The sequence below is a fragment of the Bradyrhizobium sp. SOJA106 genome (assembly GCF_059448745.1).
On the sequence record NZ_CM182549.1, the window covers coordinates 1435198 to 1452783 of the forward strand.

At 58.4% G+C, this 17586-nt stretch carries 16 protein-coding genes; 10 read left to right on the forward strand and 6 right to left on the reverse strand.

The genetic code is table 11. The annotated features are described in order from the left end of the window. Window positions 1-11: 11 nt before the first annotated feature. The 9 genes from AC5V87_RS06680 (at window position 12) to AC5V87_RS06720 (ending at window position 7714) form a co-directional block, all read left to right on the forward strand. Window positions 12-635, forward strand: a complete 624-nt coding sequence (locus AC5V87_RS06680; RefSeq protein ID WP_495370350.1) for a nodulation protein NolU — start codon at window positions 12-14, stop codon at window positions 633-635. After that, a complete protein-coding gene (sctL, locus tag AC5V87_RS06685) occupies window positions 632-1255 on the forward strand; it encodes a type III secretion system stator protein SctL (protein ID WP_456840798.1) in 624 nt (207 codons plus the stop codon). Before AC5V87_RS06680 ends, sctL begins: the two co-directional genes overlap by 4 nt. Then, complete coding sequence (gene sctN / locus AC5V87_RS06690) at window positions 1252-2607, forward strand: type III secretion system ATPase SctN (RefSeq protein ID WP_495370351.1); 1356 nt, start codon at window positions 1252-1254, stop codon at window positions 2605-2607. The genes sctL and sctN overlap by 4 nt, the downstream gene beginning before the upstream one ends. Next, window positions 2583-3119 (forward strand): hypothetical protein, encoded by a 537-nt coding sequence (locus AC5V87_RS06695; protein WP_495370352.1) that lies wholly within the window; start codon window positions 2583-2585, stop codon window positions 3117-3119. The genes sctN and AC5V87_RS06695 overlap by 25 nt, the downstream gene beginning before the upstream one ends. Window positions 3120-3175: 56 nt before the next feature. Next, window positions 3176-4231, forward strand: a complete 1056-nt coding sequence (gene sctQ / locus AC5V87_RS06700; protein ID WP_495370353.1) for a type III secretion system cytoplasmic ring protein SctQ — start codon at window positions 3176-3178, stop codon at window positions 4229-4231. Further along, window positions 4224-4892, forward strand: a complete 669-nt coding sequence (gene sctR / locus AC5V87_RS06705) for a type III secretion system export apparatus subunit SctR (protein WP_456840794.1) — start codon at window positions 4224-4226, stop codon at window positions 4890-4892. The genes sctQ and sctR overlap by 8 nt, the downstream gene beginning before the upstream one ends. Before the next feature lies 1 nt (window position 4893). Then, window positions 4894-5169 carry an EscS/YscS/HrcS family type III secretion system export apparatus protein gene (locus tag AC5V87_RS06710; protein ID WP_027563378.1) on the forward strand — a complete coding sequence of 92 codons (276 nt, stop codon included), beginning with the start codon at window positions 4894-4896 and terminating at the stop codon, window positions 5167-5169. 695 nt (window positions 5170-5864) lie between these two features. Beyond that, window positions 5865-6680, forward strand: a complete 816-nt coding sequence (sctT, locus tag AC5V87_RS06715; protein WP_495370354.1) for a type III secretion system export apparatus subunit SctT — start codon at window positions 5865-5867, stop codon at window positions 6678-6680. Continuing rightward, entirely contained in the window at window positions 6677-7714 is a 1038-nt protein-coding gene (locus AC5V87_RS06720; RefSeq protein WP_495370355.1) for an EscU/YscU/HrcU family type III secretion system export apparatus switch protein, read from the forward strand. The genes sctT and AC5V87_RS06720 overlap by 4 nt, the downstream gene beginning before the upstream one ends. Before the next feature lie 197 nt (window positions 7715-7911). Here the strand turns inward: AC5V87_RS06720 and AC5V87_RS06725 are convergent, their stop codons facing one another. The 5 genes from AC5V87_RS06725 to AC5V87_RS06745 form a co-directional block, all read right to left on the reverse strand. After that, window positions 7912-8544 (reverse strand): CpaD family pilus assembly lipoprotein, encoded by a 633-nt coding sequence (locus AC5V87_RS06725; RefSeq protein ID WP_495370356.1) that lies wholly within the window; start codon window positions 8542-8544, stop codon window positions 7912-7914. A 10-nt stretch (window positions 8545-8554) separates the two neighbouring features. Further along, entirely contained in the window at window positions 8555-10009 is a 1455-nt protein-coding gene (locus AC5V87_RS06730) for a type II and III secretion system protein family protein (protein WP_495370357.1), read from the reverse strand. A 26-nt stretch (window positions 10010-10035) separates the two neighbouring features. Then, window positions 10036-10725, reverse strand: a complete 690-nt coding sequence (locus AC5V87_RS06735) for a response regulator (RefSeq protein ID WP_456840790.1) — start codon at window positions 10723-10725, stop codon at window positions 10036-10038. Between the two features lie 39 nt (window positions 10726-10764). Further along, a complete protein-coding gene (locus tag AC5V87_RS06740) occupies window positions 10765-11148 on the reverse strand; it encodes a hypothetical protein (RefSeq protein ID WP_495370358.1) in 384 nt (127 codons plus the stop codon). A gap of 1591 nt (window positions 11149-12739) precedes the next feature. Then, entirely contained in the window at window positions 12740-13690 is a 951-nt protein-coding gene (locus tag AC5V87_RS06745; RefSeq protein WP_495370359.1) for a hypothetical protein, read from the reverse strand. A gap of 523 nt (window positions 13691-14213) precedes the next feature. Here AC5V87_RS06745 and AC5V87_RS06750 point away from each other — a divergent pair. Next, window positions 14214-14654: a VirK family protein gene (locus tag AC5V87_RS06750; protein ID WP_495370360.1), complete on the forward strand. Its 441-nt coding sequence runs from the start codon at window positions 14214-14216 to the stop codon at window positions 14652-14654. Window positions 14655-15265: 611 nt separating this feature from the next. Here the strand turns inward: AC5V87_RS06750 and AC5V87_RS06755 are convergent. After that, window positions 15266-17524 (reverse strand): hypothetical protein, encoded by a 2259-nt coding sequence (locus tag AC5V87_RS06755; RefSeq protein ID WP_495370361.1) that lies wholly within the window; start codon window positions 17522-17524, stop codon window positions 15266-15268. Window positions 17525-17586: the final 62 nt, after the last annotated feature.

The following is a 17586-nucleotide window of genomic DNA, read 5'->3' on the forward strand; positions in this document are numbered from 1 at the left end:
GGTCCGTATCGATGGCATCCACTAACCCAAGTGTTTCATTCAACCCGCATTCCGATCGCCTGCGTGAGCTTGCCGCTTTGATCCATCCCAGCCGGTTTGCCGGCCATCTTGATGAGCGCCTGTCGACCGCCACAGTGCTGCAGTTGCAAAAGTCTCCCAGACTGCAGAAAAGACTGGTCGAATTGCTGCTAGGTAGTGAGGAACTGGTTTCGAACGGAACCGATTGGGGTGGGGACGCTCTGCTCGGGCATGATCCGCGTCGGGCGGCGCTGCTCGCTGGCAGTATCTGGCATGCCCGTTCGGTGCTGAAGCTTGTGTCAAGGCATGATGTGGCAATTCTGATCGAAAATATTGGTGCCGAAGCACATGCTTTCGCAATCCGACACTTATCCAGCGCTGTCGCAACCACATCGATTGACGATCCGCAGACGCTGGCGAGCCAGATTGAACATGACGGACTTGCCTGCCTTGGCGCTTGGCTCAACGACGCATCGAAGCTTGACCGTGTGCGCGTTCTTTTCCGCTTACCTGTGGGGACCACCGCCGAATCTCCAGCACCCGAACACCACAACTCAGCGGGGCAGTTACTGTCTTTGGTGGTGGCCCACTTAGCCACGCAGGAGCCAGCGGCATGACGGCCAATGAAACAGTCTTGCCAGATAGCCCGCAGATACGGCCGCTCGGTCCGCTCATACCAGCCGCGGAACTTGGCATCTGGTACGATGCGGTGCAGACGCGCGCGCTAGCCGAGCGATACCTGCGGCAGGTTCGCAGTTGGGCAAGGAAGGCCTATCAGCAGGAGCGGGAGCGCGGGCACTGCGAGGGTCTAAGGTCAGGCTCGGACGAAATGGCACGGCTGATTGCCGGAGCTGCTTCCGATGTGGCCCGGCGAAAAGCCGTTCTGCAACAGGAGTTACCACAGCTCGTCATTGAGATATTGACCGATTTGTTGGGCTCCTTTGATCCGGGTGAGATGTTGGTAAGGACCGTTCGTCACGCCGTCGAGAAAAGATATGGCAGCGGAGAAGTATGCCTTCACGTGTCTCCTGTGAACGCTGATGCACTAAGACATGAATTCCTGGCGTTCGATGGAGCGAATGGTCGGCCGAAAGTCAGAATTGATCCGGACCCTGCCGTGGGGCCGGACCAGTGCGTTCTGTGGAGTGAGTTCGGCAGTGTCGATTTAGGACTTGCCGCGCAGCTCCGCACATTGCGTCTCGGCCTTAATCCATCTTCTCAGGAAAGCTATCCGTGACGACGCAACGATCAGGCCATGATCAAGCCGGCGGAGAAGGAGATGTGCATGCGGCGATAGCATCTCTGAGATTCGCAGCAAAGGATGTCGATACGCGTGCCGTGCGGGGACGGATCACGCGTGCGATCGGCACCTTGCTCCATGCCGTGTTGCCAGGGGCCCGTGTTGGAGAACTTTGCCTATTGCAGGATCACGCTTCCGGATGGTCACTTGAGGCGGAAGTCATCGGTCTGCTGCCGGACGGGGTATTGCTGACGCCGATTGGCGATATGGTAGGCTTGTCCCACCGCGCGGAAGTGGTCCCGACCGGGCGCATGCAGGAAGTGTCAGTCGGGCCCGACCTGCTCGGCCGCGTGATCGATAGCTTCGGCCGTCCACTCGATGGCAAGGGGCCAATAAAAACGGTCCACACTTGTCCGCTCCGCGGTAAGGCGCCCAACCCGATGAGGCGGCGTGGCATCGAGCAGCCGTTTCCGCTCGGCGTTCGCGTGCTGGATGGACTTCTGACGTGTGGCGAAGGTCAGCGGATCGGAATCTATGGAGATGCCGGTTGCGGTAAGTCGACGCTGATGTCGCAAATTGTAAAAGGCGCGGCCGCCGATGTCACCGTCGTTGCGCTCATAGGGGAGCGTGGACGCGAGGTGCGTGAATTCATCGAACGTCATATTGGAGATGCCCTCGCTCGCACGATCGTTGTCGTTGAGACATCCGATCGATCGGCTATGGAGCGGGCGCAATGCGCTCATATGGCGACCGCACTCGCCGAGTATTTTCGTGATCAAGGGCTGCAGGTCGTTCTGATGATGGATTCGCTGACGCGCTTTAGCCGTGCGATGCGCGAAATCGGCCTTGCCGCCGGAGAACCTCCCACCCGGCGCGGCTTTCCTCCTTCCGTCTTTGCGCTGCTTCCTGGTCTATTGGAGCGAGCCGGTATGGGCGAGCGGGGCTCGATCACGGCATTCTATACTGTGCTTGTCGAAGGTGACGGCACGGGCGATCCGATCGCCGAAGAGTCGCGCGGCATTCTCGATGGTCATATCATTCTTTCGCGCGCGCTGGCCTCCCGAGAGCATTTTCCCGCCATCGACGTGCTGTCGAGCCGAAGTCGTGTCATGGATGCGGTCGCCTCTGGTCCACATCGCAAGGCGGCATCCGCATTCCGCGATCTGCTCTCGCGCTACAATGAGGCTGAGTTCCTGATCAAGGTCGGTGAATACAAGCCAGGCAGCGATCCACTGACTGATCGGGCAATCGAGTCAATCGAGGAACTGCGCGCATTCTTGCGCCAGGGACAGGACGAGCCGTCTAGCTTTGAGGAGACCGTTTCATGGATGTCACGTCTGACGGCCTGAATCTCGTGCAAGCGTCGAAATTGCGGCTGGTGAAAGACATGAGAGAGCGAAGCGCGCTTCGTGAATTGTCGAACATGGAAGCCAGGCGCCAAATTGCGGTCGCAGCGCTGCAGCGAGCGTCTGAGAATGTTAAACGCGCGGAGAATCGTCGCGCCAAGGCCGAAGCTGACCTTTATCAGGAGCTGGCGTCGCTCGAGATGATGTCCGTGACCGAGCTCGATCGTCGCTGTCAACTCGTCCTTGGGCGGCTGGCAGCAGAGATCGAATCGGCACGCCAGGCGCGTGAGCAGGCGCGCATCGCGCATGAGCAGGCCCAGCGGGCGGTGAATGAGGCGCGGACCATATGGGCCAAGCGTTCGGCGGCGAGCCAGAAATGGCAGGAGATTGAGGGCGATGTCCAGCGCACTACCGCTGTCCGTTCGGAGTTTGCAGCCGAAGTCGATGCCGACGATGAGGTTTTGCTCCGATATCAGGGTGGTTCGCGCAGCCAGACGGTCGATGGCTCGAATTAATGGCTGGTTCTCTTACCGCGTCGCGAGCTGCACCCGCGGAACCTGTGATAAATGCCATGGGTGAACCCGCACTATTTCAGCCAGCGGCAAAGCTGTCGCATGAAGTGGTCTCCTGGCTCAACGAGACCGCCGCACCGCGCACGGTTCTGCAGAGCCGCATTGGCGATAAGCCGCTATCGATCCGTATGAGCCGGCTTGTTTGGCAGGCCGAGCCATATGCCATGCCGGTGCTCGACTGCGTATTTTGCGCCGGAGGCGAGACCGCTGTGTTGTCCTTGCCCCGCCTTCTCGTCGAGGCACTGATTTCAACGGTCCAGTCTGGCCTTACTTTACCTTCCGACCCAACCCGCTCGCTCCTTCTCGAACTTGCACTGGAACCTTGGCTCGCTGCATTAGAGATCGTGCTCGCGCGGAATTTGCAGCTGATCCGCATCGAAGACGCAACGGCCAAAGACCCCTATTTGGAGTTCGACGTTGCTTTCGGGCAGCTGGCGGCCAAGGCTCGCCTGTTCTTGTTCGCGCCTCTTGACGGTCTGGTTCCGTCTGCGTTTCGTGTCTTAGGCGAGTTGATCGGCCAATTGCCGCGAGATTTAGGTAAGATTTCTTCGGAATTTCCGGTCGTAATTGCGAGAGAGATCGGCTCGCTGCGTGCGCCCATCAAGCTTCTTCGCCAAGCACAGCCCGGCGACGCACTGGTGCCCGACGTCATTCCCTTTGCCCATGGCCTGCTCATCCTCGCTGCGGACAAGTTGTGGGCGCCGGCGCAGGTCGCGGGCGACAGACTTATCCTTCGGGGACCATTCCGCCTGCAGTCCCATCCTCTAAGGTATGCAAATATGACGATACGCCCCCAAGCTGAACAAGCAATCCCGCCCTCGGAAGCCGACATCGATAGTGTTGAGATCACGCTTGTGTTCGAATGCGGCCGCTGGCCGATCCCGCTGGGTACGTTGAGAAGCATCAACGAGGGGCACGTGTTCGAGCTTGGCCGGCAGGTGGACGGTCCGGTCGACATTGTTGCCAATGGTCAATTGATCGGCCGCGGCGACATCGTACGTGTCGGTGAAGCGTTGGGCATCCGGTTACTTAACAAGTTGGCGGTCAATGGCTGACATTCAACCGAGCATCCTTGCGCTTGTTGCAGCGACCGCCGGTCTTGGCCTGCTGGCGTTCGCAGTTGTCACAACAACGGCGTTCATCAAGGTTTCCGTCGTTCTCTTCCTGATCCGCAACGCGCTCGGCACTCAGTCCATACCACCGAACATCGTTCTGTATGGTGCTGCATTGATCCTTACCGTGTTCATAGGCGCCCCAGTATTCGAGCAAACCTACAACCGCGTGACCGATACGCAACTTCGTTACCAAACCGCCGATGACTGGCTGACCGCCGCCAAGGAAGGTAGCGAGCCGCTGCGCGCCCATCTCAAGAAGTTCACCACTGAGGAGCAGCGCACGTTCTTCCTCTCGTCGACGGAACATATCTGGTCGGAGGAGATGCGCGCCAACGCAACAGCCGATGATTTTGCGATCCTCGTGCCGTCTTTTTTGATCTCGGAGCTTAAGCGTGCGTTTGAAATCGGTTTCCTTCTCTATCTTCCGTTCATCACGATCGACCTGATTGTGACGACAATTCTGATGGCCATGGGCATGTCAATGGTATCACCAACAATGATATCCGTTCCTTTCAAGCTCTTTCTGTTCGTCACAATCGACGGCTGGTCGCGGCTCATGCACGGATTGGTCTTAAGCTACGCATCCCCGGGGGGCGGGTGAGATGGACGAGGCCAGCATCCTCACCCACCTGAGCCGATCATTAGTCCTGTTCATGATCTGGGTTCTACCGCCGCTCCTGGCAGCCCTCGTGGCCGGATTGGGTATTGGCATCGTGCAGGCAGCGACCCAGCTCCAGGATCAAACCTTGCCGCTTACCGTGAAGCTCCTCGTCGTCGTCGCCGTGCTCGTTCTGTTTGCTCCGGTGCTGAGCGCGCCGCTGATCGAGCAAGCCCAGCGTATCTTCACTGAGTTCCCCGCGCTCACAGCGAGGTATTAGTGCACGCGGAACGCAAGCCTGTCTAAGTTTCAGCTATGGAGTCGCGTTTGTCGGCCTTCATTGCGAACCACAAATGGGCGAGTTCGTCATCTTATCGAAAGCTCGCCTCACTATTATGAGACGGATAGACATCCGGACTGTCCTGTTCGGCTCTATGAGCTGCCGTATTCGGAGGAAGAATGACTCCATTTGGAATGTCTATCCGTTCGATTCAGGTTTGCTTACGAGGTGATGGAATTACCTGCTGAGACCTGGTCCTCGATGCGCACAGCCTGGCGAGTTGTCGACGCAAGTGAACGGGAAACCGCTTTGATTGCAAGCGGCCCCACGATTCTGGCATTCTGGTGAATGAGCCAGCGAATGAAGGTGCCGCTCGAGACCGATCTCCATCGACTGCGAAATTGATGAAAGCTTTGAGGCCCTCAGATCTCCAAACCGCGCTGCGGCCGGTGAGAGCGGAAGAAGCGTGGCTTGTAGGCCGCGCGCGATTTCGCGGGTGCTTTCATCGAATGGCCATACCTCTGCGCCGGATGGCTGTAGTCATATGGATAGCTGAAGCCGAAGTCATCTGCCTTGGGAGGCCTGTCGCTCTGCCACCGCTGGAACACGAGATCTGCAGAGTTCTTGGCGTCTCACATCATGGCGACGTGAGTGCGACGGTTGCATTGGCTGAAGGAACGACGAGCTGAGCTCAAATGGATGCCTTGTCACCCACCGAGACGCAAGCTCTGATTCAGACTGCTGTCGAGTTCGTCGTTGCGGCCGGTCTTGGCGCGGCCCGGGCGCTCGGCATTATGCTGGTTCTTCCGGTATTCACGCGACCGCACATTGGCGGGATTATCCGCGCAAGCGCGACGATTGTGATTGGATTGCCTTGCTTGATGCAGATCAGGAACGGCTTGCAGACACTAGATCCGGGCACCCGTATGATTGCGGTCTCGCTCCTCGGTTTGAAGGAGATATTTATCGGCCTGCTGTTCGGGTTTCTGCTTAGTATACCACTTTGGAGCATCCAGGCCGTTGGTGACATCATTGATACCCAGCGTGGCATCTCCAGCCAGCTGGACGACCCTGCGACACGCAGTCAAACTGCCGCGATGGGACTCTTTCTCGGGACTGCCGCGGTTACGATCTTCGTTGTATCAGGAGGTCTGCAGACCATGGTCAGATGCCTCTATGGAAGTTATCTGATCTGGCCCGTGGATCGGCTGCTACCGCCCCTGACCCACCGCGGGGCAATGGAGTTTATTGGGCTTCTCGACCATATCATGCATGCGACCCTCGTGGTCGCCGGGCCCGTGCTGGCTCTGCTGCTTCTGATCGACGTATCCCTCATGCTGCTCGGGCGCTTTGCGCCGCAAATCAAGCTGAACGATCTCTCTCCGACCATCAAGAATGCCGCTTTTGGCATCATTATGGTCAGCTACGCGGTCTTCCTGATCGAATATATGGGAGCAGAGATCATTCGGTTTAACGGCGTGCTGGAGTGGCTCGAGAAGTTCTTGAAATGAACGACACGAGCGAAGAGAAAAACCTTCCACCAAGTCACAAGAAGCTGCGGGACGCGCGTAAGAAAGGCCAGAGCCCGCGCAGCGCCGACTTTGTGACCGCGGCAAGCCTTTGCGCTGGTTTCGGTTGCCTGTGCTTCAGGGCCAGCTCGATCGAAGACGGATGGCGCGAAGCCGTGCGGCTCATCGACAAGCTGCAGGAACAGCCCTTCAACAATGCGGTCCGGCAGGCGTTGGTCGGATTGATGGACCTTTCTATAACAGCCGCGGCTCCCATCCTAGGTGCGGCGGTTGTCGCGGCGATTCTGGCCGGTGTCTTGGCCGGCGGCGGGCTGACGATTTCCGTTGAGCCGCTTAAACCCAGCTTTGAGAAATTGGACCCCGTCAAAGGACTGAAGCGGATTGTCTCCCAGAGGTCGGTTGTCGAGCTTGGAAAGTCTATCGTCAAAGTTTTGGTTCTTGGCGCTACGTTCGTTTTCACTGTGCTCGCAAGTTGGAGGGCACTGGTGTACTTGCCCGTGTGCGATTTGAGCTGCTTTGGTTTTGTCTTTAAAGAGCTTAAAGTGCTGATCGCGATTGCTGCCGGCGCTCTTCTGATTGGCGGCTTGGCCGATCTGCTCATTCAGCGTTGGTTGTTCTTGCGCGACATGCGCATGACGCAGAGCGAAGCCAAGCGCGAGTCCAAGGAACAGGATGGTAATCCGCAGATCAAGGGTGAACACCGCAGGCTCCGCCGGGAGTCCGCCAACGAGTCTCCGCTCGGCATCCATCGGGCGACATTGATACTGACGGGGCGAGCGACATTGATTGGGCTGCGCTACGTTCGGGGCGAGACCGGCGTCCCGGTACTGGTGTGCCGCGGCGAGGGCGAAACGGCTTCACAGTTACTGGCGGAGGCGCGCGCCCAACGTCTGAGCATTGTCGAGGATCATGTATTGGCGCGTCAGCTGATCCGAAAAGGTGCGATGGGCAGGGCAGTTCCGATGGAGTGTTTCGAGAGGGTTGCAAAGGCAGTCTTTGCCGCCGGCCTCGTTTAGCGTCGCACAAAACAGCGATGCGCTCAAATCTCTGGTCAACGACCCAACTGTCCCAAAACCTGATCTGCAAGCTGCACGATCCCAAGAAAAGGATCGAGAAAAGATTCGACTCCAGGAGGCTCTTCGGCCGATTCCAAGACTGATATGGACAAGAATGGCCAACCGAGCGTTCATGCTGCTCGGGTCTTACGAGCCGCTTATTGGGTTTCTGGCGCAACCCTGTTATGCGTTTCATCCTCCAAATTGCTCCTGTTGCCCGCCGACGTGGCCCCACGTGCGGTGATGGGAAGCACTGCACGATCACCACTGGTCGGCATGACAGCGCCATTGCCTAACAAGTCGCCGGGGTCATTGACCATGACCGCAAGGTTATTCCGGACCGAGCAGCCAAGGGTTGGATTGAACGAATTGTCGTTCACTGTAGGACCGACGATGGAGAGCGAGGGGCAGACCGGAGGATGGGCTTCGAAAGTGATCGCTTCGATCCTCACCCCGGAACGAGCCGGCAAATCCACACGAGAAGCGGACAGGTGGATGTTGTAGGTGGCAACGCCCATGGCACGAGCCTCGTGGGCCACCTGTGCAATGAGTCTGGGTGGGCCGATGACACCCACATGGATGGCATCCCGCCGGCCGCGACTGGTCGCTGCAATAAAGCTTCGCAGCCGATGCCGTTCGGGGCCACGAAGGCTCTGCAGGAACAGCACGCTACTCTTCTGCTCCACCTGGATCTCTTGGTCAGCCGGCGCGGGCTGGATCGAGGCAGTATTTGCGCAGCCCCCCAATGTTGCTCCAATAACGATCGGGTAGCACAGATGTCGCAAAGTCATTTGGCGATCCTCATTCGATAATAAAGCCGGCGCTGCCGGTCAATCCTGGTGCGCTGGCGCGAGGCGCATCGCGCTCTCGCGGCGGCCGGGCAACCGTGTTCGTCAAAATCCGCCCCGCGTCTGAGGGCGGTGAGATGCGGTCGCTCGGCGCACTCATCCGCTTCGGATTCGGTCCGGGCCGAACAATGTAGGGCGTGACAATAATGACCAACTCGGTTTCACGTTTTTGAAACGATGAGGAGCGAAAAAGCGCGCCCAGGATCGGCACATCGCCGAGCCAGGGAAACTCGCCGATATCAGTGTTGAAGTTGCGCCTGATGAGGCCGCCGATTGCAAAGCTCTGACCGCTGGCGAGCTCGACCACGGTGCTCGCCCGCCGAGTCGAGAGGGCAGGGACCGCCATGCCATTGATTTTGACTTCGCCTTCGCTCGACAGTTCGCTGACTTCGGGCTTCACACGGACATTGATCTGATTGTTGTTGAGAACCGTCGGAACGAACTCGAGGCTCACGCCGAACTGGCGAAATTGGACCGAAACCTGCCGGTTGTCCTGCATCACTGGAATAGGGAATTCGCCGCCGGCGAGGAAGCTTGCGGCTTCGCCGGACATTGCCGTCAGATTCGGCTCAGCCAGGATTGAGGCGAGGTGCTCGCTTGCGAGAGCGTCCAGAACAGCGCTCAAGTTGGTGTTGCCGGCGCTAAACCCAATCCCGATCGTGCCGCCGCCGCCGGCTGCGCCGGACCCTCCCCCTTTGCCGGTGACAAGAAATGCGCCGTTTGGGCTCGAGGCGGTGAAGTTGATGTTGAGATCCTTGACGGCGCTGCGGGAGACCTCTGCCACCCGTACGCTGAGATTCACCTGTAGTGAGCCGGCGACCTGGATCTTGTTGGCAACCAGCGCGCCAGCCCCAAGAAACTGCTCAGTGACCTTCCTGGCGGTCTCGACGACCTCGGCATTAGGCGCCGTACCGCTAAGGATCGCGCCGCGCGGGGTATAGCTGACCTGAATCGGATAGTCGCCGACCTCGGCCTTCAGCGCGGCCCGCAGATCCTCGATCGGTTGGGTGACGACAACACGCAGCTCGGCGAGAGCCTCTCCGTTGTCGTTTAGGGCGAACAGGCTAGTCCGTCCCGGCTTTTTGCCAAACACGAAAATCGTGGTGTTCGAGGGCGCCTGATAATCCGCAATGGCCGGGTCGGCAATAAAAATGCTCGCAGCCGGTCCGGTCAGATGAACTGTCTTTCCCTGTGAGGAGGTAAGGTTGAGCGTGCCGGTGGTGCTGCCAGGCGCCGCACGTGGCGGTTCTCCTTTGCCATCTCGCTTTACCTGAGCTGCGACAGCAAGCGGAAGTAGCAGAGCGACTGCGCACAGGGCGTAGCAGAGGCGGGGAAAAGCGGCAGAGTGCGAGCTGCTGGCGGCCATCGACGGCTCATCGGCGCCGGCGTCATTGTTAACGACGTTCAAGGGATTGTTGCCTTCAAGTGAGCCTGCTAGGCAGCCGATGCTGCGCCGATGAGTTCAAGGGTGTAGCCGACACCGCGCGCGGTCTTGATCCTGAGCGTTGCCCCCGCCTGGTTCAAATGCGCTCGTAAGCGGTAAATCCCGACTTCCAGCGCATTGGTCGAGACCTCGTCGTCAAATGCATACAAGCTTTCTTCGAGCGCTGTGCGGGGCACAGTACGGCCTGCGCGGTTGAGCAAATGTTCAAGAATGCACACTTCGCGGCGCGCAATTCTCAGTACTCGTCCACCGACGGAGACTTGTCTCGCGATCGGATCGAAATGCAGATTCCCGAATGTCACCACCGGCGCGGTCATCTGCGTTGATCGTCGTAGAATAGCTCGCATGCGAGCAACGAGCTCGTCGATAGAAACGGGCTTGGGCAGAAAATCATCCGCTCCGGCGTTGAAGATCGCAATCCGCCGACCGAGATCATTGAGATTGCTCATCATCATAGTCGGCATTGATCGTCCTTCGCGCCGCAACTGCTTCAACCAGTCCAAACCATCTCCATCGGGCAAGAAGGATTCGAGCAGTATCATGTGGTAGTTCGCGCAATCCAACGCGGCCGACGCCTCATCCAGCGTACGCGTCACGTCGACGGCGAACCCGCAATTCAGCAGCGCTTCCTTTACGGCGCGGCCAAAGTCCGCATGATGATCAACCAATAGAATTCGCATTCATCGCCTCTCGTCCATCCTCGGCAGGACTTGAGCGTGTCACGCTTGACCATGACGATCGGCGGAACCCAGAGGATGCCGCTTTGGCGTGAATTTGAAATCCTGAGCGCGATACGCACGGGCTTGCTGGCAGGCAGCCAATGTCTGCACGGCCGCCGTCGGCGGATAGGCGGGGGCCTGCGGCGGATGGTTCCAGCCCGCGGCGCGGCTCAAAATCTCCTTTACGCCGGCAAGAGATTTGCAATCTCTCACGAGGCTGAGAGCCCCGGCGATGTGCTGATTCATCTGCGGGCCGAGCATGGCGGTGGCTGCATGCATTACGCGAACGCCTGCAGTGGCGATCGCGCCAAACTCGCGGAGCGAAAGGAAAGCGCAGGCGAGAGCGGCTGTATTTGCCGCCGAACGGACTTGCGAAACCGACATTGGAACTCCCAAATCGTCTTGATCCGCGGTCAGTCCTGCAAGGCTGTTGAGCCTGTAGTGTCGTCAAGTCACTACGATACAAGTTGTCCGCGTTTAAGACAGTTCACGCGCTATGCGTCGGACGACGGGCTGTAAAAGGCCAAGATGCGATGAAACGATCAACACGCCCATCGGCGGGTTAGACATTGTCTCGCCAGCCGGTGATAATGGCCAAACATGGTGTCAACCGTCCTGAAGCTCGGTTGCTTCCAAGATCTTCTCCGCGCCAGCCGAGCGAAGGCTGCCAAGGAAGGAAAAATTGAGCCTGGCATTGCTGTCGCGCATTGTCTGAGGTGTCGGCTCAATTTCGTCAGACGGGTTGAACGGCGCAAGAACGATCTAGTCTCGAGCTTGGACTCAGCCGGTGATCGGTACGGCGATTGATCGCCTTGTTCTCGTGCGCTGGATCCTGGTCTGGCTGCGAAGAGCGCGCTTCGTCTTGCGTTCACAGAGCAGATTAACGATGCAAGCTCTGTATCGGAGCAGTCGAGAAGTGTCCCAAGCCGTATCGGCCGAGCATTGAGGTTCTGAGACGTTCGCAATTGTCGCTACCTGTCAGGAAGAGTTCACGCGAGTGGATTCTGTCGCGAGACTGTCGGAAATCCTACAATCTGACGCTGGGTGAGATTCAAGTGCCTTTAAGGGCTCTTTGTATCGGCGACATCAACATCGGACTCCTTGTGAGGCAATGACGACACAGGCGGCCATGCTGTCGAGCTGTGCGAGGGTCAATCGCGCTCTGTCCAAGGTCGTGAGCATTTGTGCCTCCAATCAAGTGTAGCGCCATAACGCCTTGAAGCGCGCGAAGAGGCAGTCGTTCGGCTATGACGCCAAAGATCGGCCAATCCGATCTGCCTCATGCTCGGCAATTTAGTGGGAAAATCGGGGCGGGCGCGTGACGTCGATGTGACGCGCAGGACCTAACGTCCGAGATCCAGACTGCCGATCGCGCGAGCCAAGTTGTTCGGCACGGGACTGAGGAGAGAATCGATTGCCAGACGTCATCTTGAATGCGGTCTCCATACATCGCGATCGACTATGAGGCCTTTAGGCATGCTCGGCAAAATCGATTGTTTTGATGGAACGCATCCAGGTTGCGGATCGGCTGTAATGCAATAGCGCCACTTGCTACGGCTGAGTGAATGTATGATGCGATCGCGGCCGAAACACTGTTGGTTGACGCGCGATCATTGTCAGAAGCAGTTAGCTAACGCGAGGGATGCTGCGCTTGCAGCGGCTTACCTGGCCAAATCCGCGTGCCAACCGCTGAAGCCGGCTGATAAATTCCTGCCTTGCGACACAATGCATCCAAGATGCCACGATGCTTCAACGAGCGGAAAGGGATGAGGGGACAAGATCGGTGTCTTGCTGACCTTCCGTCGGAACTGTCACCCGCTGTACGGCTCGATCGGCGCCTTCATCGGGCCGTCGGGCGCCCCCTTTACGCTTAATCTGTTGTGCATGAGGCGGAGCTGATGCGCCGCTTTTCTTCGTTGCAGGGTGTTGTGGCGCTTGGTCGCCAACGAACCTGCCAAATGGCGCGATCGACCATCTACTCATTACTCTCGCGCTTGTAGGGATTTTCTTCGCTACTGGTGCGGTAGCTTTCCAAATTGCCTCCGAGGAACAGGCGCTCGGTTTCCCGGGTCGGCGTTCTGCCCAGCGAGCACATCAATTCGACGTCCCCATCGATGGTGTCCTGATCCTCGGCGTTCATTCCAAGCCCAATGCTACTCAGCACGTCGTCGGGCGTCCAGATTGTGGTCTTCGGTACGGTATAGGTGTGTAGCGCGTCCGCATTGTTGGCAATCGCTCTCGCCCACGGATCGCGAGAGACGACGAGTTTTGACGGATCCTCGACTAACGATACGAAGGGTGAGGCTGTAGTCTTCCCCCGCATATGCCACCCAGCTTGGCGGGCTCGGTCCAGGGGATACCGCTCCAGAGGATCTCCAACGGAAGAATGATCCCGAGCCGTGTTGCGGACATGAGATATTGCACTCGTGTTTTCTTCCGTGTGCGGCTTGCAATCAGTGTCCTGATTCTGAAAACGCCGCAGCGCGACATATGACGACCCCGCCACGTCGTCGAATACGCGATCTCGATCAATGGCAGCGGTCGCCGATGACCAACGTGCTGCTTGTTGCACGGCAAGTTCGATCTCGTTCCGAAGTGCTTCAAGAGTGGCGCCCGTCAATGTTGCGGCAAGCTGAGCGCGCGCACTGACGTATGATGAGGCTGGATAGCGACTGGGTTCCGAGGTCGCTTCGTTTGGCGCAGATGAGGGCGCGGCGCTCGCGGAATCTGCCGCTAAGGAGACTGGCTCCGAGGTTGGGTAAACCGAATCCAAGTCATCTAGAGCCAAGTCATTCAGCTGCTGCTCAAAGTTTGCTTGGTCTTCTGAACTTGTCCGTGCGCTAAGCTCGTCCTGCTGTCGAGCGACGTGGTGCGGCCGCTGAACCTCAAAGGAATTGTCTGCGGCATTCCGTGGATCAACATTCATCTCTCTACTCCCTTCGAAGTGCCGCCTATCGGCGTGGATTGTTGCAGGTGCAGCTTTCGAGAAGCTGACGATCGATTAAGCTGAGACGGGGTTCCTCGACCGCCGCGCCGCGTACTCTTCACCTGTCGCCTAGGACAGACAGTCCTTGCAAACGAAGAGGGACACGCAAGCGCATGCGGCTGATCGAGTGCTTCCTTCGTAGATCGTCTGCTCCTGCACATGTGACGGCTGCGTGTTCTCGCTCATTATTCCCGAGTGGACCAGCGCGACCGTTCGTCGTTTGTGGTTTCCAAGCGGTCGACGATCGAACAAATCGTTCTAGTCGACGCCCGCACGGCGAAGTCCCCAGAACCTGACCTACGAGGTTGTGATGTCGGAATAGCCGTCGCAACTACTTGCGCCTGATTGCGGCAGGCTGTTTTTGTACAGGCGCGAGCGCGCTTGCTGAATGAAAGCCAAACAACGCGCGAGCACGACATCTTGAAAAACGCAAGCTGTGGTACTTTTCGAGGGAGAAGAGCATATGAAGATTACCGGCAAAAGACTGCCGATCCTGTTGTCCTTGCTTTCGGTCGCGAGCGCTAGCGCTGTGGCGAGAGCCGATGAGCCTTCGCCGAAATACACGGAGGTTCTCAATGCCCTGCAGGCGGGGAAGAATGTGAAGCTCATACTGGACATGAGCCACTGTAACCCCGCGGAGGGCGGCAAACCTGCATCGGCGACGCAGGCCGGTCTGGTTATCAATGCATTCAGGGTGACGGTCCAGAACGGAATCAGCTTCTCCAATGCTCACCAAACGGTCGACAGCTCTGGACGTGCCGTGACCGAGTACATCCGCCATAGCCTTAGCCGCGAAGGCAAGCTGACGGTGCGAGCCTCGAAGCTTGTTGTCGGAACGACCGAGCTTGTGAACCAGGGCGAATTTATCTGCGAACTGCCGGATGGCGCAAAGTTCGTCTGGTAACGAAGAGCACAGAGAAGAGGGGCGCTCCGAAGAGTTGATCCGTTAATCGTGTGGAGGCCTTCGCAGTATGACACGGATCCTTTCGATCTCAGGGACGCTCAGAGTTTCTCTGGCCGTCTTTTCGTCTACGAAGGATCGAGTTGCGCCAACTTGCTGCTGTTTGACCAACGTGGGGCATAAGGGCCGTCGATCCCCATTCGTCTCAGCGATTGGAGGATCGGCGGTTCGGGCCTTCATCATATGGGTTGGAGCCCCCAGCTTTTCAGTCGAACGCTCCAGATGAGCCGGGCAAGGTACGTCCCCCGCCCTCCGCGGTCCTGTTGGGGAGTGTATTTACAAGCCGATCAACCGGCGGGCTCGCGATGATTTCGCTCTACCCTCTGGTATCTTTCATGCCGCGTCTTTGGGGTTCTTTCACTTGAAGCTTCCGTGCTGCCGAATGCAGCCGCAGGGTGATTGAACCATCCCGCTTAAGATCATGTGAATGGCGGCTACGGGCTTTACTCGCCGTCTTAATTGTCGTTCGGAGGCGGTTCTGATTTCCGAAAATAGGCGATCCGAGTGGATTCGGGAGCTTGTGGGGCTGCCCGAGGTGCCCCACAGCATATCGTTCAGCCAAATTGCGGCCGATGGAAGAGAAGAACGCGGCCACCGGGTAGGCTTTCAGCCGTGTAGGGCTCGCCATGGATCAAAAAGCGGGTCATGGGGACGCCCTGGCTCGGCAGAAGGCCCAGGTTTCGGAGCATGTCAATCACGAGAGTCGAAGCTTCTCGCGGGCCGTGCCTCCAGTCGAGGCCGAACCACTCTCCGAGTTCAGGAACTTGCGGGAGCAGGTGGTGGCCCAAGCGGGGCGGGGCGGACGGCGGTTGGAGGTTCGCCGCCTGCAATTCGAACCAGACGGGCCGATCAAGGCCAGATGCGAGGCTGTCGTATGTATGAGGGGGAGCCATCGGCGTCACCGACGCAGCTTCACTCCTCGAAGCGAACCTTGGGTGATGGATGAGTTGAACGTCATTGGATCCTCTCGGCCCCAGCACGGCCGTATAGCGTTCCCCGCCAATCTCATAGTTCATGAGCGGATATTCCGCATTAGGCAAGAAGTCCCACTTGCCCAGCTCGGAAAGCATCATGTCGGGAGCCAGCTGGGTGCGATGGGAAAAATCTTTGGGCACTGCGAATGAAACGTCAAATGTATCACCAACAGCAGGAGAGCGCAGATGGATGAGCTGAAGATCGCCACGCCCACCCGGTCCTAGCACGCCCGTATAGTGTTCACCATGAATGTTGTAGGTCTTTACCCGATGTGCTGCATCCGGCATCTGACCCCAGCGGCTGAGCTCGGAGCGCATCATGTCCGACGCGGGCTGGGTGCCATGGGAAAAACCTTCGGTGACGGCAAAGGAGGCGTCAAAGCTCTCGCCGGCTGTCTCCCCATCTTGATCCATCGTCCGTCCAAAGTCTTTTTCAGAGGCGGGACCCTGCGGCCGTGAGCTGGGCTGCCAAATCACGGCTTCGAAAGGATCCGCCCCGCCGGCGCTATGGGTTGTCGCCTCCATTGCCCACCATAACTTCGATGCCTCCAGATCGAAAGCAGGCGCAAACTGGTCTCGATATGGGACATCGAAAAGCTCTTCCTGGGCGACACCTTGCTCATGCGAATGGGTGACTGAACCAGCGGTTGGCCAGCGCACCGGTGCATCGTAGGATGTCGTCGGCAAGCCCTCCCGGTCAGCAGCACCTAAAAGCTGTTCCTGGGCGACATCTTGCACGGGCGAGTAGGCGACCGAACTCATGCTCGGCCAAAGCGCCGGTGCGTTGATTGGCGGCAGGACCTCGCGATCGGCGGCATCGAAAAGCGCTTCCTGAGCGAAACTCTGCAGGGTCGAGGGGGCGGCGGCACGCATTCCCTGCCAAAGTGCCGGCGCATCGACGCTGGAAGGTGGAGGCACATCGTTTTGGCGCACAGCCTCGAAAAGCATATCCTGGGCGACACGTGGCGCGGGAGAACGAGCGGTTAAACCCGTTCCCTCCCAAAACGGCTGAGCATTGAAGCCGCCCGCCGGCAATGAGCCGTCCGCGTTCCCTGAAGGCTGCTCACGTTCGAAAAGCTGGACGGGCAAATCGGCGGCCGGCTGCATTGGCTGGCGCGAGTCGCCCCCGTAACTCGGCGAGTTGTCCCGCCCCGCGATTCGGCGGTAGTCATTCAGCCTGTTCAACGCGTAGATGAGTTTCTTGTCGTTCGGAAACAAAGCATCGGCATGGCCGAGCAGCGCTTTGTGGCTGAGCTTAGCAATCCCCAAGGGGCGCAGTGCTGCCGCTAGCTTGCGAAGACAGCTAGCGTAATTTCCGGCGGTTTTTGCGTCCATTGCTCGACCAAAGCCCGCTTCGATCGCCTCTCTGATGAGGTTGGCGTCTTCCTTGGACGGACGATAATGTGTTGTGGGCGACGGAGCGGTATCGCTGGGCGTCCGGTACCTACTCACCATTGACAATGCAGAGAAGATCACCTTGTCGTTTGGCAGTAGCGTCTTGGAGCGCTCGAGCAACGTGTCGTCATCGAGCTCAGCAATCGAGTGACCAGACTGCTTCAGCAGCTCTGCCAATTTGCGAAGCCGACGGTCATAGATTTCGATGGTAATCGCCTTTGGCGGTGGGCCTCGGTCAAGGGCAGCACCAGACGCTGCTTGGATGAGGCGATCGTCTTGTTCGGTGATGTCATAAAGCCCACTATGGGAATATACCGGGCCGAGCTGCCGCGCCTCTCGCAAGTGTTGCTCGAACCCCGCTTGCGGTTCTTTGGGCTGTTCAACCGTGGTATCTGACGCAGCGGAATCGTTATGCGCTGGGTTGATCGCGTTGTTTCGATCCATGCTGCAGTTCGCTGGCTTCGTTTCCTCGTCCTTTCGCTACTCACGTTAGCTTTCCAAAACCT